Source organism: Microbacterium sp. JAI119, from assembly GCF_013410135.1.
Lineage (GTDB): Bacteria > Actinomycetota > Actinomycetes > Actinomycetales > Microbacteriaceae > Microbacterium > Microbacterium oxydans.
Map to the genome: position 1 here is coordinate 482078 of NZ_JACCCK010000002.1, position 21376 is coordinate 503453.

Here is a 21376-nt window from a genome sequence, read left to right on the forward strand (position 1 = left end):
TGCTTCCTTACTTCTGGTTGAGGAGTTCGGTCATCTCGGCGGCGGCGTCCTTCGTCGCGGTCGCGACGTCCTTCTGCCCGCTGAGGATGGCCTGGATCATGGAGTTGGTCGTCTTCTTCGCCTGCACGGCGCCGAAGTTCGGGGTGACCGGGACGGATGCGCCACCGTCGACCATCTGCTCGGCGAACGGTGCGACCAGCGGGTCGGTCGAGGCCAGCGCCTCTTCCATCGCGGACTGGACGCCCGGGAAGTAGCCGGTCTCGTTCGACCACTGCTCGGCGAACTCGCCGGTGGTCATGAGCTTGACGAACTCCCACGCGAGGTCGGCGTTCTTGGTCGTGTTGAACACGGAGAGGTGTGATCCGCCGAGCACGGACGGAGCGATACCGCCGTCCTCACCCGGGATGACGGCTGCGCCGATCTTGCCCTCGAGGTCGGGGTTCGCCTCGATGAGCGACTTCGGCGTCCAGGAGCCCGAGAGCATCATGGCGACGTTGCCCTGCGTGAACGCGTCACGGAGGTCGGTCTCCTTCCAGGTGGTGGCACCTGCGGAGGAGAAGCCGTGCTCGGTGGCGAGGCCCGTGTAGAACTCGATGCCCGCCTGCGACTGCGTGCTGTCCAGCTCGCTGGTCCAGGTCTTGCCGTCCTTCGTGGCGATCTCGCCGCCGGCGCCCCAGACCCAGGGGTAGACCTGGAACTCGGCGTCACCGGGAACCGGGAAGGGGAGCATGTCGGGCTTGGCCGCCTTGATGGCGTCACCCGCGGCGACGATGTCGTCCCACGTCTTCGGAGCCTCGAGACCGAGCTCCTCGAACACGTCGGCGCGGTAGACCAGCGAGCGGACGCCCGCGTACCACGGCATGCCGTACAGCTCGCCGTCGTAGGTGCCGGCGACTTCGAGGCCCTCGACGAGGTCGTCGCGGAGGCCCTTCTCGGTGTCGACGTACTCATCGAGCGGCTCGAGCGCGCCGGCGTCGGCGAACTCCGCGGTCCAGGTGGTGCCGGTCTCGGCGATGTCGGGGGTCGTGCCACCGGCGATGGAGGTCACGAAGCGGTCGTGGGCGTCGGCCCACTGGATCTCCTCGATCTTGACCGTCGCGCCGGTCTCCTTCTCGAAGGCGTCGGACACCTTGTCGTAGAAGGCGGAGGCGTCGGGGTTGGTGCCCTTCATGATCCAGACGGTGAGCTCCTGGCCCTTGCCGTCGGTGGAGCCGGTGTCGCTGCCGCCGGCGCAACCGGCGAGGGCGAGCGTGGCCACGGCGCCGAGCGCCACAGCCGAGAGAATGCGCTTGTGCATTGCGGGGATCTCCTCTTTGAAAAGTCCTGGCAAGCATCGGGTACTCACCGGGGGTTAGGAAAAAGTATCCACGACTAACTAATTACCTGCAAGTTCCTCTCACAATCGTCATGTGGCCGTAACATCAGGTTCCCCCGGTAGGCTCCCCGGATGGTTCGCCGCACTCCTGACAACGACCGCTCGACGGTCGCTCGCCACGCGACACGCCCCGCTCAGAAGCCCGCCAGAGGATTCCTGAAGATCGCCGGGATCTCCGTCGGTGTCATCCTCGTCGCCGCGATCGCGGTCGCCGCGTTCGTCGTCACCGACTACTTCAACCGCTTCAACGAGGGCGCCGTCGCGTTGGAGGATGCCCCCGAGGTGGAGCCGCCGTCCATCAGCGCCTACCCCGGGGAGTTCAGCATCCTCGTCCTCGGCACCGACGAATGCGGTGCCGTGTCGACGGGTCTGCTGGGCGAGCGCTGCTCGAAGGCCGACGGTGGGATCCTCAACGACGTGAACCTCCTGGTCCACGTCTCGGCAGAGCCGCGCAACGTCACCGTCGTCTCGCTTCCCCGCGACCTCATGATCCCGACGCCGGAGTGCACCAGAGAAGACGGATCGATCGCCTCGGAGACCCGCAAGACGCAGATCAACTCGATCTATCAGAACGCCGGGATGTCTTGCGTCGCGAAGACCGTCACCGAGCTCACCGGGATCGAGATCCCCTTCGCCGCCAAGATCGACTTCGACGGCGTGATGGAGGTGACCGACGCGATCGGCGGCGTCGAGGTGTGCATCGGCGGCGACGGCATCCGCGACCGGCACACCGCGCTCGACTGGGAGCCGGGTCTGCGCACCGTGTCGGGCTACGAGGCCCTGCAATTCATCCGCACGCGGCACGGCGTCGGCGATGAGAGCGACATGGCGCGCGTGTCGAACCAGCAGCAGTACATGTCCCGCCTCGTGAAGAAGATCATGAGCGACGAGGTGCTGTCCGACCCCGGCAAGGTGCTGGGGCTCGCCGACACCATCGTGGACAACATCGATCCGAGCGTCGAGTTGGGAAACCCCATCCGGCTCGCCCAGCTGGCCCTGTCGATCAAGGACGTGCCGTTCTCCGAGTTCGTGTTCCTCCAGTACCCGGTCTTCGCCGACCCCGACGACTCCGACCGCGTGATCCCGAACGAGCAGGCCGCCGCGACCATCTGGGACGCTCTGAAAGCGGGTCAGCCCGTGCAGCTCACCGGCGACGTCAGCAACAACGGGGGCGTCGAACTCGTCGAACCTGCGCCGGGCACGGAAGGCGAGGCTCCGGTGACGGATCCGCCGGCGACGGATGCTCCTGCCACGGACGCGCCGTCTCCCCGTGCGACGCTCGACTCGGCGATCTCCGGTCAGACGGTCGATCAGGAGACGTGTGCGAACGGCAAGCAGCGCTGAGCCGCTGAGACGCTGAGCAGCGCGTAGGCTCGTGCCCATGGGCCGGACGAGATCGCGCGACACCGAGCATCCCCAGGTCCGGCTGGACCACGGCGGCATCGCCGGCATCGTGCCCTCGGAGTTCACGAGCGGCTTCGAGCTCATCGTCGACGGCACCCCGCAGTCCCATGTCGACCTCGACGACCCGACGCACCTGCACTTCGAGTACATCGTCCGCATGGGCGCGGTCATCGATCAGCTCGCCCCCGGCCCCCTGACCGCCGTGCACCTCGGGGCCGGCGCGCTGACCGTACCGCGCTACATCGACGCGACGCGGCCCGGCTCACGTCAACAGGTGATCGAGCTCGAGGCTCCGCTCGCGCAGCTGGTGCGCGAACACCTCCCGTTGCCGAAGGGAGCGCCGATCCGGATCAGGATCGGCGATGCCCGCGAAGGAGTCGCCAAGCTGCCGAGCGCGCTCCGCGCGAGCTGCGACCTCGTCGTCTCCGATGTCTACTCGGGTGCGCAGACACCCGCGCATCTCACCAGCGTCGAGTTCTACCGGGAACTCGCAGAGCTGTTGGCCCCGGGCGGGGTGCTCCTCGTCAACGTCGCCGACGGGCCGGGACTCGCTTTCGCCCGCCGCCAGGCCGCGACGATCGCGGACGTGCTTCCGGAGGTCGGCATCCTGGCCGACACCCAGGTGCTCAAGGGCCGGCGCTTCGGGAATCTCGTCATCGCCGCCTCCGCCGCTCCCCTGCCGACGGAGTGGCTGCCGCGCATCCTGGCCGCGGGCCCCCATCCCGCCAAGATCGCTCAGGGCGCCGAGGTCGACGCCTTCATCCAGGGGGCGCGGATCGTGACAGATGCCGACGCCGTCGCCTCACCGCGGCCGGACGCCTCGCTGTTCCTGCGCTGACGCACCGCCCGCTCCCCGCGCGCGAGCGGCTCGGACGGCGCCCCCGGAAAGCGATGGCGGCGTGTCGAAATCAGGATGCGGCAGACCAGGGCGCGCCGTCGGGTGGACCCCGCGCACGGAAGGCAGACTGGGTGGGGACGCTGCGGAAGGAGAGCAATGAGTTTCATCCGGGGATACGACCAGGAGACCCTCCGCGAAAAGGTCGATCTCGATGAGTGCGAGGCCCGTCTCGCGGAGATCGATTCGCAGCGCAGCCTGCCCGCTCTGCTGGAGCGCGTGTGGCTGCTGAAGGTGCTCGACCGCCTCGATGAGGCGCTCGCGCTGGCGGACGAGACGGTGCGCCAGGCGCGCATGGCGGGGACTCGCAAGGACGTGCTTCGCGCACGCGTGCTGCATGCGACGATCCTGCAGTATCGGGGTGCGCACGCCGCAGCGGAACAGGAGCTCGCGACCTGCGCCGCCGAGGCCGAGGGCCAGCGGTGGCTGTCGATCGCGGCCTTCGCGTACCAGCACCATGGCAAGAACGCCTACGACGCCGGCGACTACGAGACCGCGCGCGAGAGCTTCAAGCAGTCGCTGTTCCTGCGTCGCGAGTCCGGGGCCGAAGACAGCGAGCTCGAGACCGCGCTCCTGGCGATCGAAGCGGTCGAGCGTCGGCGCCCACCGCAGCTCATCCCCGGCTGAGGCCCGGCGCGGCCGCGATGTCACCGGCATGGCTTAGCCTGATCGCATGGCGGAACTTGACCGTGTGCGCGTCTGGGGCGAGGCACTGATCACGCTGCATCTCGACGACAGCTGGTCGTTCGGCTTCGACAATGCCAAGCGTCGGGCCGGTCAGTGCGACTACACGAAGAAGCGGATCACCGTGTCGCGCTACCTCGCCGCGCGCTTCGACGATGACGACATCCACCAGGTGCTGCTGCATGAGGTCGCGCACGCCCTCGCCGGCCACGAAGCCGCCCACGGACCGATCTGGAAGCGCGTCGCCCGCGACCTCGGCTACGTCGGCGGCACCACCCATCACGGCGAGACGGCGGTGGAGCTCGCGCCCTGGGTGGGCAGCTGCCCCGCCGGGCACGTCACGTACCGGCACCGCCGGCCCACGAGGCCGACGTCGTGTGCACGCTGCTCGCGCACATTCGACTCCCGGCACCTGTTCGCCTGGACCCGACGTGAGATCACGAGCGACGTGCGGCTCGCCGCGCAGCTCCCGCGCTGACCGCGACTCACCTGTCGGAGTCGTCGACGCCCTCCGTCTCGACCGGTGCGGATCCGTCGATGCTCTCCGCCGAGCTGCGCCGACGACGCACCAGCGCCGCGATCGCGCGCCAGCCGACCAGGAACACCCCCAGCACGAGCGTCGCGACGATGATGAAGGGCACCTCCGCCGTATCACCGCTCAACACGCGGATGAGCATGCCACCGGCGACCGTCACGATCCAGACCACCGCGCCCCACAGCAATGACCAGGGGCGGCGGGGTCGACCAGGCAACAGGGCCGCGAGGGCATGCCCCACCAGGAGGGCGATCAGGAACGGCCATGCCGTGAGGAGGAACCCTGCGGGGTTCTCGTCATGGGAGGCGCGACCGATCGCCGCGAAGATCAGCACGAGCACGACGTCGACGACGACAGCGGGAAGGTACCTCATGACACGACCCTACGTGTCCTCGCCCACACCGGCGCCTGCCCCGCGGCATCCGGCACACATCTGCGTGCCGGCAGGATCGCGCCGGACGGGCCGAGGCGACATCACTCGAAGCGGGTGAACACCCCATCACGCAGCACGGGGACGACGTCGACCGCGTCGAGCACCGCCGCGTCGGCGACCGTGGTGGGTGTCAGTCCTGCTGCTTCGATGCGGGCCGTCGCCGCGACGCCGCCCGCGATCTCCCGCCCGGAACCGCTCGCCCCGACCATATGCCGCACGGCGGCGCGGAGTGCGTGGAACCCCTCGGCGGCGACCGCGGCGTCCGGGGCCGTGTGATCGATGCCCCGAGCCGAGAGCGCGGCGATGACCGCGCCCGCACCGAGCTGGTCTTCCACGGCGAACCGGAGAAGCTCGTTCTCGTCGAGCTCGCCGGCCGCGATGACGGCGACGGAGGTGCGTGCCTGCCGACGCTCCTGGATGGTCTGCACCGCGCGAGCGACGGCGCCGGCGTTGCGGATGCTTCCCACGAGCACCGTCGATCCGCGGGAGGCCGCGACCGCGACCGCCGCGCCGTTGCGCGACCAGGTCTCCGCCTCGGCCACACCGACCTCGGCGCCGGACGCGACGGCGTCGACGACGATCGAGGAGAACCTCAGCACATCGACGACCACGACGACGTCGGCGCCGGCGAGCCGGTCGAGACCTGCTGTCCCCCAGTCGAGGCGGACCTGATACGTGGACTGATCGAACGGCGACGGCACCCGACCAGCCTAGAGGCGTCAGTCGGCTGCGAGAGCCTCGACCGGGGCCACCCTGGTCGCCAGTCGCGTCGGCGTCGCGGCCGCCACCAGCGCGAGCACCGCCGTCGCGACGACGATGATGACCACGGGAACCCACGGGATCTGGGGCGCGACGAGCCCCGCCGGCGTGAAGTCCGGCAACGTCGGCACCGAACCGAGCAGCGACTGCGCGGCGATCCAGCCGTACACGACCCCGAGCACGAGGCCCGTCAGAGTCGCCGCGACCGTGATGTGCGTGGCTTCGAGCAGCACCATCCGTCGCACCTGGCGATTCGACAGACCGATCGAGCGCAGCAGTCCGAGCTCCCTGCGTCGCTGCACCACTCCGATCGTGAGGAGGTTCACGAGGCCGACAGCGGCGATCACCGCGGAGACGGCGACCAGCACCATCATCACCGCCGCGAAAGCGTCCATCGGGGCGAAGAACTCCGGAGGGACCTCTCCCGTCGACTGGCTCATCATCAACGCCTTGGCCGATTCCAGGGCCACGGCGAACATCGTCACCAGGGTCACACCCATCACCACGCCGATCGCCATCCGCGACGAACGCTCGGGGTAGCGCAGCGCGTTCTCGGCGGCGAGGCGAGCGGTGGCGCTCGACCCGAACATCCGGCCGACCAGACGCAGCACGGGCGGCATGAACAGCACGGATCCGAGAGCGAGGCCGGTGAACGAGAGCACACCGCCGACGAACGCCACGACGACGCCGAGCGGCGTCATGAGCCCCACCAGAATCCCGCCGACCAGGAGCAGCGCACCGGCGATGAGCAGCACCCAGGCGCCGATGTGCCGGCCCGGCTTGCCGGAGACCTCGTCGAGGGTGCGCTCGACCGAACCGCCCAGCGACTGCAGCGGGGTCACCGCGAGCACGCGTCGGGAACCGGCCCACGCCGCCGCCCATGTCGTGAGGGCCACGCCGATCGCCGGAAGCGCCACGAAGGGCTGAGCGAGGGAGAAATCGGACGGGGCATTGGTGATCAGCTGCCCGCCGATCTGCACTCCGACGGCCGCGAGCCCGATCCCGACCAGCAGACCGATCGCTGCTCCGAGGAGTCCGACGACGAGTCCCTGCCTGCCGACCTCGGCGCGCTGGGAGCGCGCGGTCGCACCGATCAGGCGCATGAGCGCGATCTGCCGCGTACGACCGGCGATGATCGTCGAGAAGGTGTTGGCGGTGACGATGGCCGCGACGTACATCGCGACGACGGTCAACAGGACGGAGAGCAGGGCGACGACGAAGGCGAGAGTCTCGCTGTCGCCGATGAACGGATCGTTCTGCAGCACGGCGCCGATGTAGGCGGTGATCTCCACGAGGAGCACGCCGAACGCCGCGGACAGTGCCGCGACCAGGATGCTGGCCCCCATCCCGCGGTCGCGCAACCACGCGAGTCGGGGTCCGGTCGCCCGAGTCTCGGGGACGACCGTGGCGACGGCGCTCATGCGGCCACCTCCGCGGCGAGCATGTAGGCCGAGATCTCCTCAGCGGTCTGACGGGGGTGGTCGGCGACGATGCGTCCGTCGCCGAGGTAGAGCACGCGGTCGGCGTGGCTGGCGGCGATCGCGTCGTGCGTGACCATCGCGATCGACTGCCCGTGCTCGCGGCTCGCGGTGGCGAGCAGGCGCAGCACCTCACGGCCGGTCTTCGAGTCGAGGTTGCCGGTGGGCTCATCGGCGAACACGAGGTCGGGTGCCGTGGCGAGGGCGCGGGCGATGGCGACACGCTGCTGCTGACCGCCGGACAACTGGTGCGGACGGTGGGAGAGCCGCGAGCCCAGGCCGAGCGTCTCGACGAGCCCGTCGATGCGCGCGCGCTCGATCGCACTCGGACGGCGACCGTCGAGCTCGAACGGGAGCATGATGTTGCCGAGGGTGTCGAGCGTCGGGACGAGGTTGAAGGCCTGGAAGATGAAGCCGACCCGGCGACGCCGCAGGATGGTGAGGTCGATGTCGCCCAGGCCGGTGATCTCGGTGTCGCCGATCCACGCGCGTCCCTCGGTCGGGCTGTCGAGTCCCGCCATGATGTGCATCAGGGTCGACTTGCCGGAACCCGAAGGCCCCATGATGGCGGTGAACTGCCCGCGGCGGATGCCCACGCTGACGTCGTCCAGCGCGTGGACGGTGCCCTCGCCGGAGCCGTAGGTCTTCTTCAGGTGCTGGACGCGGGCGGCGAGCCCCAGGTCGGTGGTCGTGATCTCCATGTCTCCGACGCTATTTCCGCCGCCCGTGGCGGGTCATCGCCCGCGGGGCGCATCGGCATACATCGCAAGGATGATCCCGTCCCACCCAGGCGTGCGTCAGGCCAGACGTGCGTCAGGCGAGACGTGCGTCAGGGGATGTCTGCGTCAGGCGAGGCCGTGCTCGAAGGCGAACACCACGAGCTGCACCCGGTCGCGCAGCGCCAGCTTGCTGAGGATCCTGCTGATGTGCGTCTTCACCGTCGCCTCGCTCAGGTACTCCCGGCTCGCGATCTCGGCATTCGACAGCCCTCGGGCCGCGAGCGCGAAGATCTCCCTCTCCCGGTCCGTCAGGTCGGCATACTGCGGCGGAACGGGTTTGGGAGCCTCGGCGAAGTGCTCGAAGAGATCGCGGGTCGCCGAAGCAGCGATCACGCTCGACCCGGAGTGCACCGTGCGGATCGCCGCGAGCAGGAACTCGGGGTCGGCGTCCTTGAGGAGGAATCCGCTCGCGCCCTGCCGGATCGCCCTCGCCGCTGCCTCATCCAGATCGAACGTGGTGAGCATGACGACGCGCGGGGCATCAGGGCGGGCCAGGATCTCCGCAGTCGCCGTGAGCCCGTCCATCACCGGCATCCGGATGTCCATCATCACCACGTCGGGGCGGGTCGTGCGGACGACGTCGATCGCCTCCTGGCCGTTGCCGGCTTCGCCGACCACCTCGAGGTCGGGCTGTGACGCGATGAGCATCCGGATTCCGGCACGGAAGAGCGCCTGGTCGTCGACGAGCACGACTCTGATCATTCGGAGACTCCGATCGGGAGCGTGGCGTGGACAACGAACTGTGCCCCTCTGCGCTCGGCTTGCAGACTACCGCCGACGAGCTGCGCACGCTCACGCATGCCGATGAGCCCGTGTCCGCCGGGGACGGAGGTCGCCTCGCTCGCGACCGTGTTCCGCACATCGACGTCGACGCGGTCGGGAAGCCAGGCGATGTGCACGTCGACCGCGCCGTCTCCGTGGCGGATCGCGTTCGTGAGCGCCTCCTGGAGGATGCGGTACACGGCGAGCTGGATCGCGGCGGGCGGCTCCCCCGGCGGCATCGGATCCACGGTGACGCGCGGCTCGATCCCGGCCTGCCGCACCTGCGCGAACAGCGCCTCGAGGTCGGCGAGCGTCGGCTGCGGACCGTCGCCCTGTCGATGCCGCAACTGCGTGAGCAGCATCCGTACGTCGCTCAGAGCTCCGCGCGCGGTCTGGGCGATGGTGCCGAGAGCCTCGGTCGCCACTTCGGGCTGCACCGCGGCCGCGTACCTGGCACCGTCCGCCTGGGCGATCACCACGGCCAGCGAATGCGCGACGACGTCATGCATGTCGCGCGCGATGCGCACCCGTTCCTGCTCCTCGGCGGCGAGGGACTCGGCCTGCAGCTGGGCCGACCTCGTTCGGCGCGCGCGCAGCACGACACGCCACAGCAGGCCGCACACCCAGGCGAAGCCGAGCGCCATGACCGAGAGCACGAGGAGCAGCGTCCCCGTGGTGATCTTCTGCCATCCGTCGCCGGTTCCGAACGCCACACCGTTGACGATCACCATGAATACGGCGGCCACGAGACCGCCGAAGAGCGCTGAACCGAATCCCCACCAGAGCACCCGGCGCGTCCCCCAGGCGGAGGTCGCGTACAGCACCAGCAGGATCGCGACGTCGATCGGCAGTGGCCCGAAACCGGCGATCATCTGCAGCACGGCGCCGGCCCAGGCTGTGGCCAACGCCCATCCGGGCGCGAGCCGTCCGATGGCGACGGCGCCGGACATGAGCACGCTCGCGAAGACGAGGATCACGATCGCCGCGCCGCCGACGGCCGGGTTGTCCGTGACGGGCCCGTAGAACACCAGCGACATCGGTGCGAGCACGAGGAAGAGCAACGCCGCCCCGACGATGTCGAGGATCAGCGCGGTGCGGGAGAGCGGGCGGATCACTCCCCCACGCTACGCGAGCGTCTGCGCGTGGGCATCCGTCGAGGGATGTATCCGTGCCGGGTCAGGCGCGTGCGACGATCTCGCCGTGCGGCACCAGGTACCAGCCGTCGCCGTCATCGGCCCAGCGCTTCCAGGCGTCGCTGATCTCCTGTAGATCAGCGGGCGTCGCCATGTCGCTGTCGACGAGCTGCCGTGCGAGCGCGGATTCGAGGATGCGGTCGGCCCACATGCCGCCCCACCAAGCCCGCTCTTCCGGAGACGCGTAGCACCAGGTCGACGCCGTCGCCGAGATGTCGGTGAAGCCCGCAGCGCGTGCCCAGGCCAACAGCCGTCGTCCCGCATCCGGCTCTCCGCCGTTGGCCCTGGCCGCGGCGCGATACAGCGCGAGCCACCGGTCGAGCTCCGGCAGTACGGGGAACCACACGAAGCCCGCGTAGTCGGCATCGCGTGCGGCGACGACACCGCCCGGAACCGTGACGCGGCGCATCTCGCGCAGAGCCTGCACGGGGTCGCCGACGTGCTGGAGCACCTGGTGCGCGTGCACGACGTCGAAGGATTCGTCGGGAAAGCTCAGCGCGTGCACGTCTTCGACGGAGAACGACAGGTTCGTGAGGCCGCGATCGGCGGCGAGCCGCTCCGAGAGGGACAGGGCGTTCTCGTCGATCTCCGTCGCTGTCACGTGCGCCACGATGCCGGCGAAGTCGACCGTGATGCTCCCAGGACCTGCGCCCACGTCGAGAAGTCGTGTGCTGGCCCCGAGGTGCGGACGGAGGTACTCGGCGGAGTTCGCGATGTCGCGGACGTTGTGCGAGCGGAGGACGGTTTCGTGGTGTCCATGCGTGTACGAGGCCATGGGGTCAGTCTGGCAGAGCCCTTCGAGACCGGTCGTGGCACGCCTCAGCGCAGCTCGGCGACCATCCGTCGGAGGGACTCGCGGTCGGGCTTGCCCGAGGACAGCACGTCGATCTCGTCGACCACGATCAACCGTGCAGGCCTGGCATGCTTGCCGAGCTCTTCCTCGACCGCGCCCCGGGCGTGCGCGAGCTGCTCGGACTCGCTGCGCCGGAGCACCTCCCCCCGCGCCGCCACGATCACGGATGCCTCGCCCCACCGCTCATCCTCCACGCCGACCACCACGGCCTCGTGGAGACCGGGGACGCGGCGGACGACCCGCTCCACACGGTCGAGGGAGATGTTGATGCCGCCGGAGACGATCACGTTGTCGGCCCGGCCGTGCACGCGCACGGTGCCGTCTTCGACGAGGCCGAGGTCGCCGGTGCGGTACCAGCGGATGCCGTGCTCATCACGCACGAAGGTGCGCGCGGTCAGTGCCGCATCTCCCAGGTATCCTTCGGCGAGCATGGGCCCGGCGATGCGCAGCTCTCCGTCCACCGTGCGGACGCCGACCGTGTCGAGCGGTACGCCGTCGTAGACGCATCCCCCGCTGGTCTCGGTCGAACCGTAGGTGCGCACCAGTCGCACCCCGAGGTCGGCTGCTCGCTCGCGCAGCGGCTCGGGAAGAGACTGGCCGCCCACGAGGATCGCCCGATACGCCGTCAAGGCCGCACGGACCGACGTCTCGTCCGCGGCGTCGAGCAGCGTCGAGACCTGGGCGGGCACGAGCGAGGTGTACAGGTCGGGCATCCCCGTGCTCGACGACGGCCGCATCATCTCGTACGTCGCCTCGGCGAAGACCTGCGGCGAGAATCGCCCCTCGATCCGTGTGGGCTGCGTACCCGCGAGGATCGACCGCACGAGCACCTGGAGCCCGGCGACGTAGCCGGCGGGCAGTGCGAGCAGCCAGCGGCCGCTGCCGATCCGTGCCGCCGTCGCCTCTGCGCTCGCCCTCAGCGCCTCACCGCTCAGGGCGACGCGCTTCGGGATGCCGCTCGATCCCGACGTCGCGATCACCGCCGCGAGTGCGTCCGCTACGTTCTCCGGGGCATCGGCCACCATCCCCAGCCCCAGAGCGGGGCCGCCGTCGAGCGCCCGCTGCAGGGCCTCCCGCAGCAGAACCGGGTCTTCGGCATCTGTGGGGATCAGGGCGGTCATGCGTGTCTCCGACTCTGTGGGACCGACGGACTCAGTAGTGCCAGGGGAAGGACGACCAGTCGGGGTCGCGCTTCTCGAGGAAGGAGTCGCGCCCCTCGACGGCCTCGTCGGTGCCGTAGGCGAGGCGAGTGGCCTCGCCGGCGAAGACCTGCTGGCCGACGAGACCGTCATCGACCGCGTTGAAGGCGAACTTCAGCATCCGGATGGCGGTCGGGGACTTGGTCAACACGGTGCGCGCCATCTTCAGCGCCTCGCGTTCGAGGTCGACGTGCGGCACGACGCGGTTGACCGCACCGGCCTCGTACGCGCGCTGTGCGGAGTACTCCTCCGCCAGGAAGAACACCTCTCTGGCGAACTTCTGTCCGGTCTGACGCGCCATGTATGCAGAGCCGTATCCGGCGTCGAAGCTGCCGACGTCCGCATCCGTCTGCTTGAAACGCGCCTCTTCCGCCGAGGCGATCGTGAGGTCGCACACCACATGCAGGGAGTGGCCGCCGCCGGCCGCCCACCCCGGCACCACCGCGATGACGACCTTCGGCATGAAGCGGATGAGCCGCTGCACCTCGAGGATGTGGAGTCGACCGACCGCCGCGCGGCTCGCCCCGTCGACGATCGCCGTCTCGGCGTCGGAGTACTTGTATCCATCGCGACCGCGGATGCGCTGGTCGCCACCGGAGCAGAACGCCCAGCCGCCGTCCTTCGGGCTCGGTCCGTTTCCCGTGAGCAGCACCGCACCGATGCGCGCATCCTGTCGGGCGATGTCGAGGGCACGGTAGAGCTCGTCGACCGTGTGCGGACGGAAGGCGTTGCGCACCTCCGGCCGGTTGAAGGCGATGCGCGCGACTCCGCCGTCCCGCGAGACATGCGCGGTGATGTCGGTGTAGTCCTCGGCGCCGGGCGCGAGCACCCATTCGGCCGGGTCGAACAGGTCGGAGACGAAGGCATCGGTCACGGCATCCACCCTATTCCTGTTGCTCCGGTCGTCTGTTCGCGCGGGCGGTCTTGAGCCAGCCGTCGACGATGTCCCACCCGACCCCGATCGCGACGCCGAATCCGAGCAGCACGGCGAGGATCCTGAACACCCCGCCTTCGTCGGCCGATTCCGCCTGACCGGCGGCGAAACCCTCGCCACCGGCCGTCGCGATCTGTGCGAGGAACTCGGGGTTCACGAGCTGATCCGTCAGCAGCAGGCTCACGACCCAGGCGAGGAAGGCCAGGGCCAGCACCGTGTTCGCCACGGCGAGACCGATGCTCCATCGCCGCCGCCGGTGGAGCACCAAGGCGAACACGACCTCCGCCGCGATCAGCACGAACAGAACGCCGATCCCCCACGGCCACAGCTGGGGGTTCAGGATCGGCAGCGCCTCACCGTCCACCTGGACGAAACCGCGGAAGCGGTCCCAGAACAGCGCTCCGACACTGATGCCGAGGAACACCAGCGAGGCGATCAGCTCGCTGCGGCCCACCCCGTCGTCGGTCGGCTCGGGAAGCTGATCGACATCCCATCTCACCCCGGTGTCGGTACCGGCTCGCTCCAGGATCACGAAGACCAGGGTGGTCCAGAAGCACAGGTGGAGAATCGTGCCGCCGGTGGCGAGGAGCGACGTGGACATGATCTCCCCGATCGGGGCCGCGGAGATCGTCAGGCCCAGCGCGACGGCGGCGAAAACGCTGACAGGGACGAACTTGAGCAGCAGGATCAGCAGACGCCACCAGGTGAGGTAGTAACGGGGCCCGATCAGGTACAGGGGGCGGTCGGCATAGCCTGCCGCGAGAGCGCCGGGATCGCCGAGCTCGGTGAGTACCGCGCGTTCGGCATCCTCGGGCGCTTCTCCCTGCTCCACGCGCGCCTCGACCGCGTCGGCGATGGAGGCTTCGAGCTCGGCACGGACATCCGCCTGCGCTTCCGGCGGCAGACTGCGGATCGTGGCGCTGACGTAGCGTTCGGTGAGAGTGGTGGTCATGTCAGTTCTCCTCTGAGGTGAGGGACGCGATCGCCGCCGTGAGCGACCGCCATTCGTCGGTGAGGGCGTCGGCGAGGCGGACGCCGGCTTCCGAGGTGCGGTAGAACTTGCGGGGACGCGCCTCGTCGGTGTTCCACTCGCTCGTGAGGTACTCCTGCTTCTCCAGACGGCGCAGCAGCGGGTACAGGGTGTTCGCATCGGTGGCGAAACCGCGCTGCTCGAGCATCTCCAACAGCGCGTAGCCGTATCCCGGCGAGCGCAGCAGCTGCAGGCAGGCGAGCACCACGGTGCCGCGCCGCAGTTCCTGCAGGTGGATGTCGAGGGTTTCGTTCATGCCCGTCACATTACTGTGTGTCGCACACTATCGTCAACCGCACACCGAACTGAGACTCACCCCTCCACGGGCCACGCCCGCAGGGCGACTCGGAGCAGAATGGGCACATGATCCCGCCGCTCGCAGACCTGCTCGACTCGGCCAGGGTCGTCGCCCTCCCCATGCACAGCCGCTTCCGTGGCGTCGACACACGGGAGGCACTGCTCCTCGAGGGGCCGGAAGGCTGGGCGGAGTTCTCCCCGTTCGTGGAGTACGACGACGTGGAGGCGGCGACCTGGCTGGCTGCCGCGATCGACTTCGCCTGGAATCGTCAGCCGACCGCGCTGCGGGATCGCATCGGCGTCAACGCCACGGTTCCGGCCATCGAGGCGTCACTGGTGCCCGAGCTGCTGGCGCGCTTCGCCGGCTGCCGCACGGCCAAGGTGAAGGTCGCCGAACCAGGGCAGACGCTCGGCGACGATGTCGCGCGCGTCCGGGCGGTGCGGGAGACGATGGGTCCGGAGGGCCGCATCCGCATCGACGCGAACGGCGCCTGGAACGTCGACGAGGCCGAGCACGCGGTGCACGCCCTCGGCGAGTGCGACCTCGAGTACGTGGAGCAGCCGTGCGCGACGGTTCCCGAACTGGCGGAGCTCCGAAGACGCGTGAAGTACATGGGCATCCCCGTCGCCGCCGACGAGAGCGTCCGCAAGTCGTCCGACCCCCTCGCGGTCGCCCGCGCCGGAGCCGCCGACCTGCTCGTGATCAAGGCGCAGCCCCTCGGCGGGATCACGCACGCCCTGCAGATCGTCACCGCCGCCGGCCTTCCCGTCGTGGTCTCGAGCGCGCTGGACACGGCCATCGGCCTGTCCCAGGGTGCCGCCCTCGCCGCCGCGCTCCCGATGCTCGACTACGACTGCGGGCTCGGAACGGCTTCCCTGTTCCTGGACGACGTGGCAGATCTTCGCCCGGTCGACGGCTCGATCCCCGTCGGCCGCGTGACGCCGGACGCGGAGTCGCTCAGCCGGCTCGCGGCGCCCGACGAGCGTCGCGAATGGTGGCTCGCCCGGCTCGCCCGCTGCTACGGCGAGCTGTCCACGACCACGCGCTGAATCTGCGGAACCAAAGCCCGGCCTACGACTCGATGAGCAGCTGCACCAGGCGCCCGAGTTCTTCGCCACCGGAGTGCCGGAGCTGGGCATCGTCCTGTCCGGCCATCGCCCCGCGCACGGTCATGCCCTCCCAGATGATCATGAGCATGCGGGCGGCGACCACCGCGGGCAGTCGCAGACGCAGCAGACCGGCCGCGACGATGTCGTCGACGATCTGGGCGATGCTGGCGACCATCTCCCGCTCCTGCGCGAGGTACGCCTCGCCGAACTTCGCGTCGCGCAGCGCACGGATACGGATCTCGCTGAGCAGCATGACGCCGAGCCTGTCGTCGCCGCCGAGCTCCATGATCTGCTGCACGAGCTCGATCGGATCGCAGCCTTCCACCAGGGCACCGGCGGCCGTCAACTCCTCCACACGGGTGCGCACGGCGTTCACGCGCACCTCGGAGACGCTGGCGGCGAGCATGAGGAACAGCTCATCCTTGGACTCGAAGTTCGAGTAGAACGCGCCGCGCGTGAATCCGGCGCGTTCGCACACCGCCTCGACCGACGCTCCATCGAGCCCGACCTCGGCGAAGACCTGCGCCGCGGCTTCCAGCAGGCGAGCGCGCGTGTTCTCGCGGCTGCGGGTTGCGGGTGTCGACATCGAAACCTCCTAGCCCTTCACTCTCGCATGATTCACACCCCGCACACAGGCTTGGCCGGGCGGGTCACCTTACGATACATCTATGTATTGGATACACCTGTGTATCCACCCCGCACCCCTCGGAGGAACGCGTGTCCACTCTCCTGTCCTCGCTCGGACGCTGGTCCTTCCGGCACCCGTGGCGGGTCCTCGTGTCCTGGTTGCTCGCGCTCGGCATCGCCGGCGCCGGAGCGCTCGTCCTGGGCGCGGGAACCGACAACACGTTCTCCATCCCCGGCACCGAGTCGCAGGCCGGGCTCGAGCAGCTCTCGCGCTCGTTCCCGCAGGTGAGCGGCACCAATGCGCAGTTCATCGTGGTCGCCGCCGACGGCGACAAGATCACGGACGCCGAGTACCAGGACGACATCGAGGGCGCGGTCGATGAGCTCGGCGACCTCGACGGCGTGCTCGCTGCCACCTCGCCGTACGACGAGATGGTCAAGGGCATGATCAACGACGACGACACCGCCGCCATCGTGCGCGTGCAGTTCGACGGCGAATCCACTGACGTCTCCGAGGAGACGAAGGATGCGCTGCGCACGGTCGTGAGCGACCTGGGAGCCGAACTCCCGACAGGGTCCCAGACCTCGCTCGGCGGAGATCTGTTCGCGATCTCGATCCCCGGCGTCACGCTCACCGAAGCCGTCGGACTGCTCATCGCCCTGCTGGTGCTGATCGTCACGTTCCGCTCATTCGTCGTGGCCGGCCTCCCCCTGCTCACCGCGATCCTCGGTGTCGGCATCTCGATGGCCGGCATCTTCACCGCGACCGCGTTCGCCACCGTATCGTCCACCACCCCGCTGCTGGCTCTCATGCTCGGGCTCGCGGTGGGTATCGACTACGCACTGTTCATCATGGCGAGACATCAGGACCAGGTGCGCGACGGCGTCGACCCGGAGGAGTCGGCCTCCCGTGCCGTCGGCACCGCCGGATCCGCCGTCGTGTTCGCCGGTGTCACCGTGCTCATCGCCCTGATCGGCCTCGGCTTCGCCGGCATCCCGTTCCTGACGACCATGGGTATCGCCGCCTCCGCCGCCGTGGCCGTCGCCGTCGCTATCGCCGTCACCCTCACTCCCGCCCTGCTCGGCTTCATGAAGGGCAGGGTCGTCGGGCGCCCGAAGAAGGTCAGGACCCCGAAGACGAACAAGACCGCCGCCGGTCAGGCGGACGATTCCGTGCCCTCGAAGCCGGTCGTCCCGGTGAAGGGCAGCGCCCGGTGGGTCGGCGGCGTCATGAAGCACCCCGTGCTGGTGTCGATCGCAGTGGTGCTCGGCCTCGGGATCGTCGCCGTCCCCGCGCTCAGCCTCGACCTCGCTCTGCCGAACGCCGGCGTGCTACCCAAGGACAACGAGGCACGGCAGACCTACGACCTCGTCGGCGAGGAGTTCGGCCCCGGCTTCAACGGTCCGATGATCCTGACGGGCACGATCGTCACCTCCACCGATCCGCTGACGCTGATGGAGGACCTCGGCGACGCGGTCGCGAAGGTCCCCGGCGTCAAGGAGGTCGCCCTCGCGACCCCGAACGAGACCGCAGACACCGGGATCGTGCAGATCGTGCCGGAGACCGCGCCCGACGACCCTGCGACCGCCGACCTCGTGCGCGAGCTGCGCAGCCACCACGATGAATGGCTCGACGAGTTCGGCATCGACCTCAAAGTCACCGGCTTCACGGCCGTCGGCATCGACATCTCCGACCAGCTCGGCAACGCGCTGCTGCCCTTCGGCGTCTTCGTGATCGGCCTCTCGCTCATCCTGCTGACCATCGTGTTCCGATCCCTCTGGGTGCCGATCACCGCCGCCATCGGCTATCTGTTGTCGATCGTGGCCGCTTTCGGTGTGGTCGGCGCCGTGTTCGAGTGGGGCTGGTTCGCCGATCTGCTGCATGTCGCCAAGGTGGGACCGATCATCAGCTTCATGCCGATCATCCTGATGGGCGTGCTGTTCGGCCTCGCCATGGACTACCAGGTGTTCCTCGTCTCCCGCATGCGCGAGGACTTCGTGCACGATAAGGACGCGAAGAGTCCCGACCGCGCCACCCGCAGGGCCGCTGCCCTCCGCGCCGTGCGCAGCGGCTTCACCGGCTCGGCGAAGGTCGTCACGGCGGCAGGACTCATCATGTTCGCGGTGTTCGTGGCCTTCGTCCCTGAGGGCGACTCGTCGCTCAAGCCCATCGCACTCGGCCTCGCCGCCGGCATCGCGTTCGATGCCTTCCTGGTGCGGATGACGCTGATCCCCGCCCTCATGGCCATCCTGGGCGAGCGCGCCTGGGAGCTCCCGGGCTGGCTGGAGAAGATCCTCCCCCGCATCGACGTCGAAGGCGAGGCCGTCGAACGGGAACGCCACTTGGCCGCGTGGCCGGGCGACGGATCGGTCGTCGCCGCCGACGACCTCGAGATCAGCGCGGATGCGCCGCTGATCGAGAACCTGTCGATGCGGATCCCGGAGGGCGGTGCCCTCATCGCGACCGGTGGCGACCACCGCAGCCGCCGCGCACTGGCTCTGACGATCGCGGGACGTCTGACCCCGACGGAGGGACGACTCAGGGTTGCGGGGCACCTCCTCCCCGGCCGCGCCGCCTGGGTGCGCGCACATGTCGGTTGCGTGCTGATCGACGATGCCGACACAGGGCTCGACGATCTCGCAGAAGCCCTGCGCGGAAAGTCATCCATCGTCGGGATCGACGGGATCGACCGGCTGAGCGGCGGGCAGCGCGACCAGGCGACGGCGATGCTCCGCGATGCTGCAGCGACCCGGACGATCGCGGTCTTCACCACCGCATCCGATGCCGACTCGGCACGGACGACCCTCGCCGAGGCCGGATGGCCAGACGCCCAGACACTCGACACGCGCGCCCCTCGCCCGAGCGCCGCAGAATCCACCGAGGTGACCGCATGACCCTCCCCATCGAGCGCGCGCGCTCCCGCAAGCCCATCACGTGGCTGACCATCCTCGGCGTGCTGCTGCTGCCGGCGGCGGTCGGCGGCATCCTGGTCGCGGCACTGCAGAACCCGACCGAGCGGCTGGACTCGATGACCGCGGCGATCGTCAATCTCGACGAGCCCGTGACCATCGACGGCCAGATGACCCCGCTCGGACGTCAGCTCGCCTCGGGCCTCGTCGAGGGATCGGACGACCTCGATTCGAACCTCACGTGGGTGATCTCGAACAAGGACGACGCCGCTGACGGACTCGCCGACGGCTCTTATCAGGCCGTCATCACGATTCCCGAGGACTTCTCGTCCGCCGCCACCTCGGCCGGGACCGCGATCTCCGACGGCGGAGGGAAGGCGGAGAAGGCCACCATCGAGGTGACGACCCCGAAGGACGGACTCGTCGCCGACGACCTCATCACGGGCCAGATCGCCGACGTCGCCGCTTCGACCATGGGCACGATGCTCTCCGAGGCGACGACCGAGAACATCCTGGTCGGCTTCACCACGATCGGCGACCAGATCGGCGAGGCCGCAGATGGTGCCGTCAAGCTCGCGAACGGAGCACGCGACGCCGCCACCGGAGCCGCGGCGATCCCGGACGGTGCGGCGAAACTCGCCTCCGGCGCGGGTGAGCTCAGCACGGGTGCATCCTCACTCGCCTCGGGGCTCGACACGATCGCGGGCAAGACCCGTGAAGCTGCGGCGGGTGCGGGACAGATCGGGTCCGGGCTGGCGGCTGGTGGTGCGGAGCTGCAGCAGAACGTCGGCGGGGTTCAGAAGCTGGTCGGGGCCGTGCAAGGCGCTTCCGCATCGGCGCAATCGGCAGCGACCAGCTCGGTAGCGCTCGCGCAGCGTCTGGGCGGCCTGGCTCAGCAGGCATGCACACCTCCGGTCACCGACCAAGCGCAGTGCGATCTGTACTCGTCGCTTGCAACCGACGCCGGAGCTGTCGCGAAAGACGCCGGCACGGCATCGGGCATCCTCACAAACGACGAAGTCGCCGGTGGTGTCGCAGCCCTCCCTGGCACCTTCAGCACTCTGGCGTCCAGCATGTCCCAGGCCGGCGCTGGCGCCACGCAGCTGTCCTCCGGCCTCACCCAGCTCGCCGACCAGGGTATCGGGGCATCCGCCTCTGGCGCGCGCAGCCTCGCATCCGGTGCGACCCAGCTCGCCGGCGGCGCGACCGCTCTCGCCGACGGCGCGACCGAGCTCACGACCGGACTCGACACGCTGGCGACCGGCACGGGCGACCTCGCGGGCGGGCTGCGCACGGCATCCGACTCGCTCCCCTCGTTCAGCGACACCGAGTCGAAGTCGCTCGCCTCGGTGATCGCCGACCCGGTGTCGTCGAACTCGTCGGTGGACACGATCTTCGGCCCCACCGCGATCCCGCTGCTCGCCGCGGTCGTGCTCTGGTTCGGTGGACTCGCGACGTTCGTCGTGATGCGCGCCCACACCGCTCGCACGCTCACCTCTCGACGGTCTTCGGCGGGTCTGACTCTGCGCGCGTTCGCTCCGGCGGCGCTGATCGGTGCCGGTCAGGGTCTGCTCGTGTCGTTGATCGTGCAGATCGTGGCGAGCTACGACGCGGGCACCTGGTGGGCCTTCGCGGGCACAGCGGTCCTCGCCGGAGTGGTGTTCGCCGCCGTCAACCAGGCTCTCGTCGCGGTGTTCGGCGGCGTCGGTCGCTGGATCTCGGCCCTGGTGGGAGTGCTCGCCGTAGCGACGGGCCTGATCTCGACCGTGCCGGACTGGCTCGCCGGCATCGGTGCGGCACTTCCGACGGCCCCGGCCTTCGCAGGGCTCATCACGGCCAGTGGTTCGGCCGTCGCCGCGCTGGTCGTCTGGGGCGTGCTGTCACTCGTGGCCACCACGCTCGCCGTGACGCTGCGACGCACCACCTCGGCCAAGGCGGTCCTCGCCACCACCTGACTCCCTCCTGCTCTGCCCCCTCCCTGCCCCCTCCCTGCCCTGCCCTGCCCTGCCCTGCCAAAACGGAGACCATCTCCCCTCAGCTCAGCGCGTCGACATGTGACGCGCCGAGCCGTGCGCGTGACGGTCTCCGTTTTCGCATGCGGTGACCAGGACCTAGGCTC

At 69.5% G+C, this 21376-nt stretch carries 20 protein-coding genes; 7 read left to right on the top strand and 13 right to left on the bottom strand.

Features of this window, described 5'->3' with window-relative positions; translation table 11 throughout:
* Nucleotides 1–7 precede the first annotated feature (7 nt).
* Nucleotides 8–1297 (bottom strand): sugar ABC transporter substrate-binding protein, encoded by a 1290-nt coding sequence (locus HDC31_RS13265; RefSeq protein WP_179516203.1) that lies wholly within the window; start codon nucleotides 1295–1297, stop codon nucleotides 8–10.
* Nucleotides 1298–1447: 150 nt separating this feature from the next.
* Between HDC31_RS13265 and HDC31_RS13270 the strand changes: the two genes are divergently transcribed.
* From HDC31_RS13270 to HDC31_RS13285, 4 genes are all read left to right on the top strand, one after another.
* Complete coding sequence (locus tag HDC31_RS13270) at nucleotides 1448–2719, top strand: LCP family protein (protein WP_113680586.1); 1272 nt, start codon at nucleotides 1448–1450, stop codon at nucleotides 2717–2719.
* Between the two features lie 37 nt (nucleotides 2720–2756).
* Nucleotides 2757–3617, top strand: coding sequence for a spermidine synthase (locus HDC31_RS13275; protein ID WP_113680585.1), 861 nt, complete (start codon nucleotides 2757–2759; stop codon nucleotides 3615–3617).
* A 156-nt stretch (nucleotides 3618–3773) separates the two neighbouring features.
* Complete coding sequence (locus HDC31_RS13280; protein ID WP_046747335.1) at nucleotides 3774–4301, top strand: hypothetical protein; 528 nt, start codon at nucleotides 3774–3776, stop codon at nucleotides 4299–4301.
* A 46-nt stretch (nucleotides 4302–4347) separates the two neighbouring features.
* The gene (locus tag HDC31_RS13285) at nucleotides 4348–4836 is read left to right on the top strand and encodes a SprT-like domain-containing protein (protein ID WP_061017169.1); all 489 of its coding nucleotides are present in this window, start codon (nucleotides 4348–4350) and stop codon (nucleotides 4834–4836) included.
* Nucleotides 4837–4843: 7 nt separating this feature from the next.
* Here the strand turns inward: HDC31_RS13285 and HDC31_RS13290 are convergent, their stop codons facing one another.
* The 11 genes from HDC31_RS13290 to HDC31_RS13340 form a co-directional block, all read right to left on the bottom strand.
* Complete coding sequence (locus tag HDC31_RS13290) at nucleotides 4844–5266, bottom strand: DUF3054 domain-containing protein (protein ID WP_046747333.1); 423 nt, start codon at nucleotides 5264–5266, stop codon at nucleotides 4844–4846.
* Between the two features lie 101 nt (nucleotides 5267–5367).
* Nucleotides 5368–6027 (bottom strand): 2-phosphosulfolactate phosphatase, encoded by a 660-nt coding sequence (locus tag HDC31_RS13295; protein ID WP_141370398.1) that lies wholly within the window; start codon nucleotides 6025–6027, stop codon nucleotides 5368–5370.
* An 18-nt stretch (nucleotides 6028–6045) separates the two neighbouring features.
* Nucleotides 6046–7506: an ABC transporter permease gene (locus HDC31_RS13300; protein WP_113680058.1), complete on the bottom strand. Its 1461-nt coding sequence runs from the start codon at nucleotides 7504–7506 to the stop codon at nucleotides 6046–6048.
* Complete coding sequence (locus HDC31_RS13305) at nucleotides 7503–8264, bottom strand: ABC transporter ATP-binding protein (RefSeq protein WP_046747330.1); 762 nt, start codon at nucleotides 8262–8264, stop codon at nucleotides 7503–7505. The genes HDC31_RS13300 and HDC31_RS13305 overlap by 4 nt, the downstream gene beginning before the upstream one ends.
* A gap of 144 nt (nucleotides 8265–8408) precedes the next feature.
* On the bottom strand, nucleotides 8409–9044 hold the full coding sequence (locus HDC31_RS13310; RefSeq protein ID WP_061017172.1) for a response regulator transcription factor: 636 nt from the start codon (nucleotides 9042–9044) through the stop codon (nucleotides 8409–8411).
* Complete coding sequence (locus HDC31_RS13315) at nucleotides 9041–10219, bottom strand: sensor histidine kinase (RefSeq protein ID WP_113680059.1); 1179 nt, start codon at nucleotides 10217–10219, stop codon at nucleotides 9041–9043. The genes HDC31_RS13310 and HDC31_RS13315 overlap by 4 nt, the downstream gene beginning before the upstream one ends.
* A 61-nt stretch (nucleotides 10220–10280) precedes the next feature.
* The gene (locus HDC31_RS13320; RefSeq protein WP_046747327.1) at nucleotides 10281–11072 is read right to left on the bottom strand and encodes a class I SAM-dependent methyltransferase; all 792 of its coding nucleotides are present in this window, start codon (nucleotides 11070–11072) and stop codon (nucleotides 10281–10283) included.
* A gap of 44 nt (nucleotides 11073–11116) precedes the next feature.
* Nucleotides 11117–12271, bottom strand: coding sequence for an AMP-binding protein (locus HDC31_RS13325; RefSeq protein ID WP_113680060.1), 1155 nt, complete (start codon nucleotides 12269–12271; stop codon nucleotides 11117–11119).
* 31 nt (nucleotides 12272–12302) lie between these two features.
* Nucleotides 12303–13223: a 1,4-dihydroxy-2-naphthoyl-CoA synthase gene (locus tag HDC31_RS13330; RefSeq protein WP_046747434.1), complete on the bottom strand. Its 921-nt coding sequence runs from the start codon at nucleotides 13221–13223 to the stop codon at nucleotides 12303–12305.
* 10 nt (nucleotides 13224–13233) lie between these two features.
* Nucleotides 13234–14235 (bottom strand): permease prefix domain 1-containing protein, encoded by a 1002-nt coding sequence (locus tag HDC31_RS13335; protein WP_113680061.1) that lies wholly within the window; start codon nucleotides 14233–14235, stop codon nucleotides 13234–13236.
* Between the two features lies 1 nt (nucleotide 14236).
* Nucleotides 14237–14569: a PadR family transcriptional regulator gene (locus HDC31_RS13340; protein ID WP_046747325.1), complete on the bottom strand. Its 333-nt coding sequence runs from the start codon at nucleotides 14567–14569 to the stop codon at nucleotides 14237–14239.
* 107 nt (nucleotides 14570–14676) lie between these two features.
* On the opposite strand from HDC31_RS13340, the gene HDC31_RS13345 reads away from it, so the two are divergent.
* Nucleotides 14677–15660 (top strand): o-succinylbenzoate synthase, encoded by a 984-nt coding sequence (locus HDC31_RS13345; protein ID WP_113680062.1) that lies wholly within the window; start codon nucleotides 14677–14679, stop codon nucleotides 15658–15660.
* Nucleotides 15661–15682: 22 nt separating this feature from the next.
* Here the strand turns inward: HDC31_RS13345 and HDC31_RS13350 are convergent, their stop codons facing one another.
* Nucleotides 15683–16306, bottom strand: coding sequence for a TetR/AcrR family transcriptional regulator (locus HDC31_RS13350; RefSeq protein WP_046747323.1), 624 nt, complete (start codon nucleotides 16304–16306; stop codon nucleotides 15683–15685).
* Between the two features lie 131 nt (nucleotides 16307–16437).
* Between HDC31_RS13350 and HDC31_RS13355 the strand changes: the two genes are divergently transcribed.
* Together HDC31_RS13355 and HDC31_RS13360 are read left to right on the top strand one after the other, a co-directional pair.
* The gene (locus tag HDC31_RS13355; RefSeq protein ID WP_113680063.1) at nucleotides 16438–19242 is read left to right on the top strand and encodes an MMPL family transporter; all 2805 of its coding nucleotides are present in this window, start codon (nucleotides 16438–16440) and stop codon (nucleotides 19240–19242) included.
* The gene (locus HDC31_RS13360; RefSeq protein WP_179516204.1) at nucleotides 19239–21212 is read left to right on the top strand and encodes a YhgE/Pip domain-containing protein; all 1974 of its coding nucleotides are present in this window, start codon (nucleotides 19239–19241) and stop codon (nucleotides 21210–21212) included. The genes HDC31_RS13355 and HDC31_RS13360 overlap by 4 nt, the downstream gene beginning before the upstream one ends.
* Nucleotides 21213–21376: the final 164 nt, after the last annotated feature.